This window comes from Photobacterium aquimaris (genome assembly GCF_002954455.1).
GTDB classification, from domain to species: domain Bacteria; phylum Pseudomonadota; class Gammaproteobacteria; order Enterobacterales; family Vibrionaceae; genus Photobacterium; species Photobacterium aquimaris.
In genome coordinates this window covers 886754-900690 of record NZ_MSCC01000001.1, presented here as the reverse complement: position 1 = coordinate 900690, position 13937 = coordinate 886754, and the positions used below count along the sequence as shown (strand labels likewise).

General features: G+C 38.2%; 13 protein-coding genes. 2 read left to right on the top strand and 11 right to left on the bottom strand.

Features of this window, described 5'->3' with window-relative positions; translation table 11 throughout:
- Positions 1-120: 120 nt before the first annotated feature.
- Positions 121-1311: an amino acid aminotransferase gene (locus tag BTN98_RS03920; RefSeq protein WP_060996517.1), complete on the top strand. Its 1191-nt coding sequence runs from the start codon at positions 121-123 to the stop codon at positions 1309-1311.
- Positions 1312-1385: 74 nt separating this feature from the next.
- Here the strand turns inward: BTN98_RS03920 and BTN98_RS03915 are convergent, their stop codons facing one another.
- Positions 1386-1691 carry a hypothetical protein gene (locus BTN98_RS03915; RefSeq protein ID WP_060996693.1) on the bottom strand — a complete coding sequence of 102 codons (306 nt, stop codon included), beginning with the start codon at positions 1689-1691 and terminating at the stop codon, positions 1386-1388.
- Between the two features lie 218 nt (positions 1692-1909).
- Entirely contained in the window at positions 1910-2284 is a 375-nt protein-coding gene (locus BTN98_RS03910) for a hypothetical protein (protein WP_060996518.1), read from the bottom strand.
- 297 nt (positions 2285-2581) lie between these two features.
- On the opposite strand from BTN98_RS03910, the gene BTN98_RS03905 reads away from it, so the two are divergent.
- Entirely contained in the window at positions 2582-3244 is a 663-nt protein-coding gene (locus BTN98_RS03905) for a DUF2982 domain-containing protein (RefSeq protein WP_060996519.1), read from the top strand.
- Between the two features lie 2 nt (positions 3245-3246).
- On the opposite strand, the gene uhpC is transcribed toward BTN98_RS03905, so the two are convergent.
- From uhpC to BTN98_RS03860, 9 genes are all read right to left on the bottom strand, one after another.
- Positions 3247-4542: an MFS transporter gene (uhpC, locus tag BTN98_RS03900; RefSeq protein WP_060996520.1), complete on the bottom strand. Its 1296-nt coding sequence runs from the start codon at positions 4540-4542 to the stop codon at positions 3247-3249.
- 31 nt (positions 4543-4573) lie between these two features.
- A complete protein-coding gene (gene uhpB / locus BTN98_RS03895; RefSeq protein ID WP_060996521.1) occupies positions 4574-6124 on the bottom strand; it encodes a signal transduction histidine-protein kinase/phosphatase UhpB in 1551 nt (516 codons plus the stop codon).
- Positions 6124-6732, bottom strand: a complete 609-nt coding sequence (uhpA, locus tag BTN98_RS03890; protein WP_060996522.1) for a response regulator transcription factor UhpA — start codon at positions 6730-6732, stop codon at positions 6124-6126. The genes uhpB and uhpA overlap by 1 nt, the downstream gene beginning before the upstream one ends.
- A 210-nt stretch (positions 6733-6942) precedes the next feature.
- Positions 6943-7596 (bottom strand): MBL fold metallo-hydrolase, encoded by a 654-nt coding sequence (locus BTN98_RS03885; protein ID WP_060996523.1) that lies wholly within the window; start codon positions 7594-7596, stop codon positions 6943-6945.
- Positions 7597-7675: 79 nt separating this feature from the next.
- Positions 7676-8230, bottom strand: a complete 555-nt coding sequence (gene mepK / locus BTN98_RS03880; RefSeq protein WP_060996524.1) for a peptidoglycan L,D-endopeptidase MepK — start codon at positions 8228-8230, stop codon at positions 7676-7678.
- Positions 8231-8383: 153 nt separating this feature from the next.
- Positions 8384-10078 carry a L,D-transpeptidase family protein gene (locus BTN98_RS03875; RefSeq protein ID WP_060996525.1) on the bottom strand — a complete coding sequence of 565 codons (1695 nt, stop codon included), beginning with the start codon at positions 10076-10078 and terminating at the stop codon, positions 8384-8386.
- A gap of 187 nt (positions 10079-10265) precedes the next feature.
- A complete protein-coding gene (locus BTN98_RS03870; RefSeq protein ID WP_231730606.1) occupies positions 10266-11396 on the bottom strand; it encodes a DUF1513 domain-containing protein in 1131 nt (376 codons plus the stop codon).
- Complete coding sequence (locus BTN98_RS03865; RefSeq protein WP_065189927.1) at positions 11377-12417, bottom strand: imelysin family protein; 1041 nt, start codon at positions 12415-12417, stop codon at positions 11377-11379. Before BTN98_RS03865 ends, BTN98_RS03870 begins: the two co-directional genes overlap by 20 nt.
- 10 nt (positions 12418-12427) lie before the next feature.
- Complete coding sequence (locus BTN98_RS03860) at positions 12428-13867, bottom strand: di-heme oxidoreductase family protein (RefSeq protein ID WP_082732083.1); 1440 nt, start codon at positions 13865-13867, stop codon at positions 12428-12430.
- Positions 13868-13937 lie beyond the last annotated feature (70 nt).

The window sequence follows — 13937 nt, the reverse complement described above, 5'->3', positions numbered from 1 at the left end:
GTAAAAATGTACAGAAAATATAAATATATATTCACAAATTTGTTGCATCCTCTTGTCAAGGTTCTATCACTAAGGGTATAAATAGAGATATAACTATTTACTTACCCATGGATGAAAAATATGTTTGAAAAGATTACAGCTGCACCCGCTGATCCAATTCTCGGTTTAACTGATGACTTTAAAGCTGATCCTAGAACACATAAAATTAACCTCGGTGTAGGTATTTATAAAAATGAAGCAGGTAATACACCTGTTTTAGCGACAGTAAAAAAAGCAGAAGCTATTCTATTAGCTCAAGAAACAACCAAATCTTATTTGGGTATTCCAGGTACACCTGAATATGGTCTAGCTGTGCAACAACTTCTCTTTGGCGCAGACTCTACCCTTATTGCAGAGAAACGTATTCAAACAGCACAAGCTCCTGGTGGTACAGGCGCTCTACGCGTTGCGGCTGAATTTATTAAACGCCAATTAGGTGATGTTACCATTTGGATCAGTAATCCTACATGGGCTAACCATCATGGTGTCTTTGGTGCAGCAGGTTTAGAGACAAAAACGTATGGTTATTATAACGCTGACACAAAAGATATTGATTTTGATGCGACGATTACAGATCTAAATCAGGCAAAAGCAGGCGATGTTGTTTTACTTCACGGTTGTTGTCATAACCCAACAGGGATTGATCCAACCAATACCCAATGGCAAACATTGGCTAAACTTTGCCTAGATAAAGGCTTATTACCCATGTTTGATTTTGCATACCAAGGCTTTGCTCGTGGTGTGGAAGAAGATGCTCAAGGATTACGTATCTTTGCAGATCAAGTGCCAGAACTCCTTGTTGCAAGTTCATTTTCTAAAAACTTCGGTCTTTATAACGAGCGTGTCGGTGCTTTTACCTTAGTAGCTAAAAATGCCGAACAAGCTACGATTTCTTTTAGCCAAGTAAAGTCAATTGCACGCGTTATTTATTCAAACCCACCAGCACATGGTGCTGCCATTGTTACTCAAATTCTAAGCGATGCTGTATTACGTGCAGAATGGGAACAGGAAGTTGCCGACATGCGCGATCGTATTCAAGAAATGCGAGTACTTTTTGTAGCAACACTAAAACAATGTGGCGTAGACGCTGACTTTAGTTTTATTGAACGTCAAAATGGCATGTTCTCATTTTCAGGCCTCAACAAAGATCAAGTCAATCGTCTTAAAAACGAGTTTGCTATCTATATAGTTGGTTCTGGCCGTATCAGTGTTGCAGGCATGACAAAATCAAACATGCTGCCATTGTGTCAAGGAATTGCTGCCGTTTTATAAGCAATAATAGCTAACATAAACCATAAAAAAGAGGATATTTATCCTCTTTTTTATCGACTATTGTAATAATAATATTAGCCTGATTTGTTTAATGGTAGAACATTACAATAAAGATCATGTTCATAATGTTTCTCTAGTTGTTCACGCCAAGGCCGCTGTGTTATTGGTACTAGATAAAACATTTCTCTTGTTGTGTCAGTGACAAACGCCATCCCTTGTCGCATAACTTCATAATGTATATCGTGAATATAGCCAAGAGAAAAACTCTGTCTTCCCGTCAGCATATTGATATCTTCGCGACTGAAAGATACTCCCTGTGTGTCATCTGCAAATCGTTCAAGTAGCCAACCAGAAAATTCCTTTGCACTTATCATCGTCATAAGATCAGTTTCTCCGAATTTTGCGCACTCCTTGAGAATCACTCTCCATCTAATAGTTATAGCAGAGTAAAAAACAACCGTAAGTTTTATCTATTAAAGATAATAATAGTCTAAATAATAACTGTAGTATTAGAGAGATGAAAAAAATAACATTGCGGGGAGAATTGAAACAAACAACAAAAGACCCGCTTCTTAACGAGAAGCGGGATTGGCATCTCTTAAAGTGCTTTATATAACACTTTATTCCCTGCCAACTGGATACGCTCTACTAACCCTTCTTCAGTTAGTTTTTTTAACGCACCGGTAGCCCAAGAAGCCGCTTTTGCATCTTCCTGGCCTGCTTGTAAACCAATACCTTTTGGATTTAATCCATCGATATTTTTAACAATAATGTCTAATACCTGTTGTTGTTTAGGCGTTAATGTCACCACTGGTTTAGAAGCAACAACTGGCTGAATAGTAACTGCAGCCTCTACTTTTTCAATAACAGTTTCAATGTTTAGAGTATCGTTAACTGCAGAGGTGGTATGAGTTAAAAGGGGTTTCTGTTTATGCAGTTTTCGCTGGATATTACGTTTGTGAGAAATTCTCATGTTTTTATTTGCTCCGTTACACTACTTTCGATCACCACTATTTTCAGCGAGAAAAAGTGAGCGCGTTTTATACCAAGGTTATTTCGCAATTACCAGTAAACGATTATTTATCCATCAATAAATATGATCACTCGCAAATGAAAGTCAAATAATCATGAATTTTGGCATGGTATAAGTAAAAAAAAGCCTAAAAATCGTCATATTCATCGAAATACGTTTTAAAAATACACGTCTAAAATATATTTGATAACAGCATTGATAGAATTATTATAGCAATAATGGTCAAAGGAGGTCGTAATGAAGACGCTTCATATTCATGCGGAAAAATTAACAGCCAAACATTATATTGGGTTGTTTATCGCCATAATAACGATAACCCTCGCTTTTGTAAGTTATTTCAAATCGCAATTATCAGCGCTTAGCGTTGGTATTATGGTTATTTTAATGATGCTAATGTTACTGCTGATGATAAAACTGATGAATACGCCAAGCATCAGTTTTACATTGTCTTTTATGCACTGCCAATATCATAGTCGTTACGGTGGATGGACAACAACATGGCACAATATTGCCGATATCGGTCATGCAACGCTGGGTACTCAGGGCTGGTACACATCCCTACCTTGGATAGGTATTCGCTTAACAGATTATGATGATTTTATTGGCTCCATTTGCCCACGTGTCGCCTCAAGAATTTTACTAGAACAACGCGTTTTATTGGTTATGGCACTTAAATCTCAGCCAGATTCCCCCTATCTACTTGAAGACATGCTATTTGATGACTCACCTTTTATAACAACCAATGGTGAGCAATTTCGTGGACTACAAGCCATGCTTGCCAATCGAATGCGTTATAATAGAATCTTCTTTGGATTTGATTTTTTTATCGCTGACGATGTTATTGATCGACCTATCACTGATTTTATTGGGCTATTACGTCGTTATAAGGCAGCTGCTTAACATTATGAGGATGATATATTAGTGGCCGTTTGTACTTTAAGAAAAGGTAATAATAATAATCCAATAAAAGCTGATGCCACAGATATCACCACAAAAAAACCAGTCCAATGGTAATGGTTCATAATGATTGCCAGCGGATATCCAGCTAACGCCGCTCCCATATAGGCAAATAACCCCACAAAACCCGTAGCGGCACCAACAGAGTCTTTATGAGAACATTCAGCAGCAGCCATACCAATCAACATTTGTGGCCCAAAGATAAAAAAACCAATCGCAAAAAAACAGCCCGATTGTAATATATAGCTCGTCACTGGCATTATCCATAACGCCGCAACCGCTAAGAATATGCCCATCGCAAACAGTAAAATCATTGGGCCACGATTACCACCAAACAATTTATCAGCTCCCCACCCGCCAACCAACGAACCTAAGAATCCACCCACCTCAAATAATGACAATACGCCATTCGCAGATAGTAAACTATAGTGATGCTGTTCGGTTAGATAGAGATTTCCCCAGTCATTAATTGCTGTTCGCACGATATAAACTAACACATAGCTCATCGCAAGTAGCCACAAATACTTATTAGTTAATACATATTTAAATAATATTTGCCGTTGAGAAAGACCAATACCCTCATTTTCTTGAGCTATTTCTAAATGATCATGACGCCATGAACCAATACTGGGTAGCCCCATCGCTGTTGGCTTATTTCGCAATCGCCAACATAAGCCAAGACCAATCACAATCGCAATGATACCAGGAATAAAAAAGCCATAGCGCCAGCCATAATGCAGCGTTAAAAAGCCAACCAGCAACGGAATAAATGCACCACCAACATTATGGGCGGTATTCCAACATGACCACCATAATCCACGCTCAGATCGCGAATACCAACTCGTCAGCAGTTTAGAACATGCAGGCCACCCCCAACCTTGAAACCAAGCATTAGCGACCCACAGCAACGTAAACACCACAATCGAACTTGAAAAACCAAAACAGATATTAATAATACCGGTAGCAATTAAGCCAGTGCCCATAAAATAACGCGGGTTAGAACGATCAGATATCATTCCTGATATAAATTTTGAACAGCCATAAGTAAGGTAGAATAAAGTCCCCATCATACCGATGTCTGATTTATCCCAACCTAAATCAGCAATCATTGCAGGCATAGCATAAGTGAAGTTTTTACGGGTTAAATAAAATCCAGCATAACCAATATACATACTCACCATAATATGCAAACGCCAATATTTATAACGTTGTTCTATTGTCGAATGTGATAAATCAGCCATGCTACACCTGAGAATATAAATACGTTTATGGTTATGTCAACGGTAATACAATTACCAATGTTGTGCCTGTTGCTTGTTTTGGTAATACAAGATGCTGAGATTCATCATAATGATTACTGATAATTGAACATTGCCCGCCTAACACTTCTACCCGCTCACGGATACCTCGTAAACCAAACCCCTTGAAGGCATCTTCTGCTTTAAATCCAATACCATTATCTTCAATTTGTAATCTGATTTTTTGGTCAATATTTAATTCAATAATAACTTCTGTCGCGTGTGAATATTTAGCAATATTATTTAAGGCTTCTTGGCAAATACGGTATAGCGTCACACTAGTGGTATCACACAATGGTTGCTGAAAGTGCCCCCATGCCATTGCAACATCTACGCCTTTATCTTCTAACTTTAAATCACAGACCACTTGCTCAACCGCTTTTTCTAAACCAAGATCATCCAGTGTCTTAGGTCGCAATCGTGATAACAAGCCTTTGGCCGTATCATAAACATTGAGCGATAACTGTTCGATAGTCGAAGCACATTGTTGAGTAACAGGGGTTGTTTCAACTCGCTTTAAAATGCTCGCTTGCATTCTTATTGCGGTAATATTTTGGCCAATTTCATCATGCAATTCTCTTGCGACATCTCGTCTGACTGATTCTTCTGTTTTAATTAACTGTCGCGATAATACATGATTTTTCCCTAACTCTGCAGACAGTTTGCGGTTAAGATCCCGTTGACGTTGAATGCCTAGACCTAACAAAATACCGGTTAGACTTTGCGCTGATAGCGATAATAATAAATCGGTGATTTCCATATTATTAACATCACTTCGCGCCGCAATTAAGGCAATGCTATTAAGTAGCGTGCCTAATAATGCCCCTTGCCACCCGTGTCGAAAAGCAAACACAATAATGGGTATCGCTAAGCAAAATGGCGCAAAGCGACTTAATTCTTCTGGTAAGTTTATTTGCAAAAAAATGTTAGCAATAAAAAGTAATGCGTATAAACATAGATCACGATAGCGTAATTCTAAGGGGCGAGAAATTAAAGCAACAGTCAGTGGAATCCAAGAACGGCTAAATAAAAAGCTCCATAATAAATAACATGTTGGCACTAACATTAAGCCGCCAGTGATACTAATAAGAAAGATCATCCCGGCAGGTGATACTGAGATTAAGTGAATAGAACTAAACACGATCACCACTACAACATTAATCGTGGCGGTTGATATAATACTCACAGCCATGACTAATAATTGTCGCCACTGATCGCCATAATAATAACGTCGTAAACACCATAATAATGGCCACGATAAACCACTGGCTATTAATATTGGCCACCATGATAAATCCTTCAGCACTTTAGCAAGTAAAACAATTAGCCCCCACTCAGCAATATAAATAATTAGCCAATAACGAGCAGCAGTATGCAAAGTTAAGCCTAACCGTAATGCAAAAGGGAACAATAAAATAGCAAGTGCAGGATCACCGACAAAATAAAAAGCAATTACCCACAAACAAAACCAGCTGCAAATAAAAAATAGACATCCACCTAATGAGGTCAGTATATATTGCCGCATTACAACACTTCTTGTGGAAAATATTTGGCTAATTCAACATTATTGCTCACATTAAGCTTATCCATCGCATTAGAACGATGCACATGAACAGTTTTATGGCTCAACCCTAACTCAATCGCAACCGCTTTTACATCTAAGCCTGTTGCGAGCATTTCACTTATTTGACGTTCACGTTTGGTTAAACAGGCAACAGATTGTTGGTAAGGATCAACGTTACCCAACTGAGTCGTTATATCAGCTCCTAAATAACATTGGCCAATAGCGACTTTTCGTACTGCTTGGATAAGCTCATCAGGACTACAGCGCTTGCTTAAATAGCCTTTTGCTCCAGTAGTCAGTGCTTTATTCACTACCGTTGCCGTATCATGGACACTTAACATAATACATGCCATATGTCGTGATAAGTCTTCAAGTAATGTCAAACCGCTCTCATTTGGCATTGAGATATCAATAATACACACATCAACAACTTGCTTAGCTAATCCGTCACGCGCTTCTTGGGCGGAGCTAAATTGACTGACCACTTTTATGTCTGACTCTAATGATAATAATTGCGCAAAACCAGAACGGACAATAACGTGATCATCAACTAAAGCAACAGTAATCATGGCGAAATATACCTATATGAGCATTAAAAAGAACAAAGCCAACTCTAATGCGCATAAAATACCGTTTACAATAACCGCACGCAAGTTTTTGACATGTTAATTATTGCTCAATAAATAAACTAATAAAAAAAGCCACTGATAATCAAAGTTATCAATGGCCTCAAGTTAATCTATTTTAAATGTTTAGCTAACACATTATTAACCAAATCATTAATACAACGGCATTTCATCAGCTACAAACGGGTTTGTTACGCGCTCATGGCCAAAAGTAGATAAAGGACCATGTCCAGGTACAAATGTAACCTCATTGCCTAAAGGCCACAGTTTAGTCTTAATCGAGTTAACTAATGTTGGATGGTCACCTTGTGGAAAATCAGTACGACCGATACCACCTTTAAATAGCACATCCCCAACAAATGCAACTTGAGCATCCGCACTATAAAAGATTACATGCCCAGGTGTATGGCCTGGAGTATGAAACACTTGTAGGGTTTGGTTACCAACCTTAACGATATCACCATCATTTAACCATTGTGTTGGCGCAAATGGTTCCGTCAATGGAAAACCAAACATTTCACTTTGACGAGGTAAACCTTGCAGCCAAAATTCATCATCTCGTTGAGGGCCAATAATAGGCACATTCAATATCTGAGCAAGAGGTGCTGTACCACCGACATGATCTAAATGTCCGTGGGTTAATAATAATTGAGTAACGTTAACACCAAGTTCTTCAACCACTTGCTGAAGCTGCTGAATATCACCACCAGGATCAATAATCGCGGCTTGGTGAGTTTCATCACACCATACAATAGAGCAATTTTGCTGAAATGGTGTTACTGGCACAATTTTGTATTGAAGACTCATTCATACTTCCTAGCTGAGACATTATGCAGCGAAGCATGCCATGAATATGACTAAAAATACAGATTGATACACGAATAAACTACCCTCTCCAATTACGTACTGGTCCGGTATCGATATGAACAAATTGGCTATTTGGATAATAACCCACACCACCAATATTTAAATCTAATGCAGCTTTATGTATCTTCGCTAAAGGAACACCTTCAAGATTAAAGTCGATAGCCTGTGCCTTCATATGGTAACTTTTCTTTGCAACCCCACCACGCTTTGCCAACATCTTATTAGTCTTAGGTGAACGATAACCAGAAAAAAGCTGAGCATAGCCTTCATGACCGAGATAAGATTGAATTTGTGCAATTGCATCATATAAACGGCGATCTATACGAGCAATTTCATTTTGGCGAAAATCACGGCAAAGATGATCCAAGCGTCGAACCTCTTTACCAACATAAGTTTTACCATTGAAGTATTTAGTTTCTAATTCTTCACCAGTATGTAAATTGCGCACTAACATTGTACGAGGTGTTGTCGCTTGAAAAGGACTAGCAACAGCAATATTAGGTAATACACATGCACCTACTGCTAATCCACCTAATGTTAAAAATTTACGACGACTAATATCTAAGTTTGACATATCTTACACAACCGAAAAAATGATCTTTATTTCAAAAAGCAATTCATATACCAATGTCGCAGAACATTATCTTCAGTTATTAAATCAGTCAAATGCATAAGTCACATAAAATAAAACTTATATCTCGATTTTTAATATATCATTAACTTACACTCAATTATTATTGTAAGCAGAGATTAATGGCATCATATTTTGCTGCTCTTTATCATATTCGTAAATATCGAATCGATAATTCACTTCCCCTTCATCATTAATCCATACTGTTTGATAAATAATTTCCACTGGAACTTTTTTATTTTTACTTAGTCTAATTGTGCGCGTTTTTTTACTTCTAGAATATGTGTTAAATTGCGATTCACTTTTGCCAGAATACTCTAATAATGCTAATGCTAATGACTTAGACTCAAGTACACGCACACAACCAGAACTCAGTGCACGCTCATGCTTATTAAATAATATCGGGTATGACGTATCATGCAGATATATAGCTTGATTGTTAGGTATATTAAATTTATATAATCCTAATGCATTTTTTTTACCCGGCTTTTGACGCAAACGGTATGGGAATTTATTCGATAAAAATAAATTATAAGGTATTGAATTAATATTTATTTTCTCAGAACTTCCCCAGCTACGAATAACCTCATAATTATGGCGTTTTAAATAACTACGGCTGCGTCTAACCTTAGGTAATATATCTCTTTTGGTAATTGAATTAGGCACATTCCAATATGGATTAAATACCACTGAATTAATCCTTGAATTAAATATTGGTGTTTGTCGTGTTGGTCGACCAACAATCACTTTACTGTTCATGATCCAACGACCATCAAGCCATAAGTTCATATAATAATTAGGAATATTTACAACAACACCGGTATAAATTTTTGTTGACCATAATCGTAACCGCTGTGCATTTAATGCTAATAACCGTACCCGTTGAGTAGCATTTAATGTGAGCCATTTCTGGGTTTGTGTACCAATAATACCATCACTGTTTAAACCATGCCTAGCTTGAAAGCGCTTTACTGCCAATACTAAACTGCCAGTATAACGCGATTTATACTGCTGTTGATAACGCTTAGCTTCTCGTGGTGTAAGATCCCCTAACTGTTTAAGTACTGTAACTAAATTCGACATAAATTGGATTTTCTTACCTGGTTCAGCTTGACCATGAAAAGAAAAAACTGGCCAACTAAACGTTGGGGTTGACTCTAAACGGTTAATTGATGCAACTAATTTTTTATATTCAGTCGTTTGCGGTTTTAGGCGATCAATAAATTGATTAAATTGATTGTTTTCATAATTCATCAAAATATTTTCAATAACAGTCTGACTTGGTATTGGAAGTTGTGACGGTGGCTTTTCACCAAATAACCACATTTTTCCCTTGCCCTGTAATTGTTCAATAAAACTGAGATAAATTAATAAGGTATCCATTGCAACAATATCATATTGTTGCCAGTTTCTTTGCGGCTGTAGCTGAATAAGTAAGTGATATCTTGCTGTTAGCTCTTTATTCGTTTGAGATAAACTAATGATTCGTAATTGATCAATAAAATCATTGATTGTTCGCTCGTTTTGCCAAAATTGACTAAATCCTGTCGACGAATATAACTCAACTAAGGTTTTTGAATATTTAAGTTGTGTTATATTTGCATTGGCATCAGCAACCCATTGTTGCGCATGATTAAGCATATTTCGTGGTTGTATAGCAGTAGATGTCTTATTTAAAGGCCGCAATTTATCGTCACTAACAATAGACTGAGAATAGACGCTAGATATCTGCCAAGAAAAACTAACACATACAGTGATGACAATTAACAAAGTATCTTTTACTACCGTCATTAAATACCTCCGCAACCCATTTCCAACATTACAAACAAAAATTTATTTGATGATTAAATGTAGAAGAAGATAATGTTCGTAATTCTTAAATATACAACAATTAGTCAACATTTAAGATAATTAGCTCTTTTAATGACAAATATATAATTTAGGAAGAAGTGATAATATATCGCAACCATTACTCTTGTCAGGTTACATTACGATGGTATAACTTAGCCGCTGGTATTGAGCACCAATGGTTGTCCCAAATAATAGCTGTTTGATTATATCGTGACTGTCTAGTAATAGAGACATGAGCAATATTTCCACTACCAGAACTAAGTACCCATTGCTTATTAATAACAGTCGCACCAGAGACATCTGCTAATGGTTTGATCTCAAGCAGCTCACCACTATTGCTATTCCAAATTCCGTAACAATTACCACGTGGCGATGTTGCCAGCACATAATTATCTAAGCTCACAACACTTGATATATAGTGATTAAATCTTTGCCATTGTTCATCATTACCAAATAAGGACTGCAATGATTGGTTACGCCGATGCATTGCTACTAGTGGCACAGTTATATCTGTTTTAGCTTTGTATTGTTGGCCACAAATTACATTCCCATCAGCTGTAACATCTAAATGGCGAATACTTAAATGTTTATTAGCTAATTGAGCCAAATCGACAATTTCGCCTGTGCGCTTATCTATATACATTAAAGCTGATTGCATTGACGCTAAATTTTGTGGTATACGGCCCAGTGTATGAATACCGCCAACAGCGACCGCGAGTGTATGTTCATCGACACTGATCATCTGATGTGGACCAATACCGACACCGTTAAACTCAGCCACTTTGGGCAATCCATCAATAAGTTCATATACACCAATAATGCCACGACTTGTCAGCGCCTCACCTTCTGTAGCATATAAATAGCGGCCATCAGCAGAAAACACGCCATGACCATAAAAATACCGATTAGGATCAGCAGCGCGCACAGTCCATGACGCACCATTGTTGTAATTAACAATTTGAATATATTGTCCAGGACGACGGGAAAAAATAGCGGCTAACGTTCCATTTGGTTGCAAAGTAATTCCATGCCCTCTCGCCGGTAATGGAAATTGATGAACTAACTCACCGTACTTATCAATCACTGCAGCAGCAAAATGCCCTTGTAACGTTCGACAGCAGCCTATCAATGCTGGTTTTGAAACTGGTTTAGTCGCATCTTTACATCCGGAAAGTAACGTCAGCGATAATAATGCTGTAGAAGATAGCGTATAGTTAAGTAACTTGCGTCGAGTAAGATCAGTCACCATCAGTTGCATTAAACCCCATAACAATACCCAATTGAGCTGCTACATCATCATGTAGTGCTAGTTGAATATATTCCAACCCATTAAAAATATTAATTAATTCACGATAGCCTTGTTTCGTATTTAATAAAGTCACCATACTTGATGATGTAGGCCAATCTGCCAGTAGCAATGTAAACCGTTGCTTGATTCGTTGTGCTGTAGCTTGATAACCTTGCTCACGTAGCAATGCATCTAAGCCTGTACCATTGGCGATATACAAAGCTTGTAAAGATTCAATACTTGCTTTTAAATTCGCTAATGAGGTTTGCGAACGCCAGGCTTCGGCTTGATACGGCTTAACGTTTCCTGGTTTTCCCATCGGCTTAACCAGTTTTTTTATCGTGTAATCAAGTTGGTTATTTATCGCTGCCAAATATTCCGCTAACGCTAATGAGTTCGATAATGAATGCCATGGATTGTGTTGCCACGCTTGTGCCAATGTTTGCGCCGTGGTGGCTAAATGGGCCGTTATAGCCTCTGTTAATTGGCACTCATTATCATTTTTCAAAGACTGCGGTTGTTGATATAAAAACCATTCCACAGCACCTAAGCCTTGAACAGCAACGCTCTGCTGTGCTAATTCACCTGATTGCCACTGCTTATTTTGTTTAATCAACTGTCGCAATTTATAACCTGTGGTATTTTTCTTATCCGGCCAAAATTGAATATTCCAACTCAATGCTAATGCTGCTTCACTGCCCTTTTCTCTCCCTTGTAGCCCCACCCATGTTTTCATTGCTTGTTGCCATTGCTGACGAGTTAGAGTTAATTGTTGTTGACTGTATTGTTGGCATAATAGTTGTGTTTGATGCTGTAACTGTTGCGTTTGTTGAGCAAATAACCTTGCTGTTGACAACGATAATTGATGTACATTTTCAAGTACTGCAGTTGGTGTTATATGACTATCTAAGCGTGTTTGAGTATCACAACCACTGGCCATAATCCCCACCAACAATAACGATGAAAGCCTCTTTTTATAGGTTATTTTCATGGTTTTTTTCCTATAGCGAATTTAAAAAAGCAAGCAGTTGCTGCCGTTGTGGTTGTGTAAATGTCAATACGACATCACGACTGTATTGAGCTTCTCCGCCGTGCCATAACACCGCTTCCATTACTGTACCTGCACGACCATCATGTAGAAAATTAGTATGACCATTCACTTCTTTGGTATACCCCAGTCCCCATAACGGTGCCGTTCGCCACTCTTGGCCATTAGCTAAAAATTCTGGACGATGATCTGCTAAGCCCACTCCCATATCATGCAATAATAAATCGGTATAAGGGTTAATCATCTGCTCTGAAAGCGCGGGTAAATCAGGGTTTTTAGCCGTTTTAATTTGGCTGCGATGGCAACTATTACAACCGGCATCATTAAATAGTTGTTCACCTTTAATTACCTCAGGATCAACAATATTTCTTCGTGCAGGAACCGCTAAATGGCGTGAGTAAAATTCTACAAACCGCAACACTTCATCACTGGCTTCATATTCACCACCATTTGGCATTTCCGCACAAACAGACTGCTTATCGCTACAATTTTCTTTTGAAAAAAAACGACTAGTTAACCCCACATCACCATTAAAAGCCGCTGCATTTTGTTGCATTAAATTCGGCTGACCTGCTTTCCAACCAAAACGACCAACAACCGTTTGTTGCAGTTGCACATTCCAAACTCGATTTAACTTGCCAGAAACACCTTGGTTTTGACGCTGTTGTAATTGTGCAAATTCGACTAATGTTGATTCAGGAATTTGTTCTAATAGCCCTAACCCAATCATTGGTGGCGCAATACGTGCAGAAAACATCACATCGGTTGCCATTGCGCCGTAATTTAGCTGTTCAATACTCAATTGTGGTGTACGTAACATGACAACATCACCATTGGTAAACGTGACCGCATGCTCTTTATAAGTAACTGCAATTTGCCCTTCAGGCTTTGCACCTGGTAATGAAAAATCTTGTAACTGATCGCCATAAGTTGGCTCAGCAATTACGCCTGAAATGATCAGTTGCTGTTTTTGTTGAGGAGTAATAGCAGGCACACTTAAACGCACTAACATTGATACTGCATTAGTGTCATTGTTTTCAGGAGGATGACCTCGGCCATCTTTAATATGACAATTTTGACAACCATTGGTATTAAATAAAGGTCCTAGCCCATCACGCGCATCCGTTGTTGCAGGCGCTTGAACCCAAGGATTACGAAAAAAACTGTTACCAACACTAAAATCTAATCGTTTTGACAACGGCAGATTCGTGGCGGGTAATGAAAAAGCATTAGCCCCTGTTTTAGCTGTAGTGGTATTGCCACCTGATTTTAATTGTTGTAATTGCTGAGATGAATAGGTGATCTTAGTGGTCGACTGTTGATGATTACTAGCACTCACCGATGACGACAATAAACCAACAAAAAAAGCAGCAGAGGCTAGCAGTAACTTCATTGCTCACACTCGTTATATTCAATAAAGGGGGGAAATAACGTTACGTGCAGAACACACGCAACGTTGTATA

Bases quoted from the DNA above. Each gene is read 5' to 3' on its own strand.
- BTN98_RS03920 (WP_060996517.1), top strand. From the start codon at position 121: ATGTTTGAAAAGATTACAGCTGCACCCGCTGATCCAATTCTCGGTTTA.
- BTN98_RS03915 (WP_060996693.1), bottom strand. From the start codon at position 1,691: ATGACGATGATAAGTGCAAAGGAATTTTCTGGTTGGCTACTTGAACGA.
- BTN98_RS03910 (WP_060996518.1), bottom strand. From the start codon at position 2,284: ATGAGAATTTCTCACAAACGTAATATCCAGCGAAAACTGCATAAACAG.
- BTN98_RS03905 (WP_060996519.1), top strand. From the start codon at position 2,582: ATGAAGACGCTTCATATTCATGCGGAAAAATTAACAGCCAAACATTAT.
- uhpC (WP_060996520.1), bottom strand. From the start codon at position 4,542: ATGGCTGATTTATCACATTCGACAATAGAACAACGTTATAAATATTGG.
- uhpB (WP_060996521.1), bottom strand. From the start codon at position 6,124: ATGCGGCAATATATACTGACCTCATTAGGTGGATGTCTATTTTTTATT.
- uhpA (WP_060996522.1), bottom strand. From the start codon at position 6,732: ATGATTACTGTTGCTTTAGTTGATGATCACGTTATTGTCCGTTCTGGT.
- BTN98_RS03885 (WP_060996523.1), bottom strand. From the start codon at position 7,596: ATGAGTCTTCAATACAAAATTGTGCCAGTAACACCATTTCAGCAAAAT.
- mepK (WP_060996524.1), bottom strand. From the start codon at position 8,230: ATGTCAAACTTAGATATTAGTCGTCGTAAATTTTTAACATTAGGTGGA.
- BTN98_RS03875 (WP_060996525.1), bottom strand. From the start codon at position 10,078: ATGACGGTAGTAAAAGATACTTTGTTAATTGTCATCACTGTATGTGTT.
- BTN98_RS03870 (WP_231730606.1), bottom strand. From the start codon at position 11,396: ATGCAACTGATGGTGACTGATCTTACTCGACGCAAGTTACTTAACTAT.
- BTN98_RS03865 (WP_065189927.1), bottom strand. From the start codon at position 12,417: ATGAAAATAACCTATAAAAAGAGGCTTTCATCGTTATTGTTGGTGGGG.
- BTN98_RS03860 (WP_082732083.1), bottom strand. From the start codon at position 13,867: ATGAAGTTACTGCTAGCCTCTGCTGCTTTTTTTGTTGGTTTATTGTCG.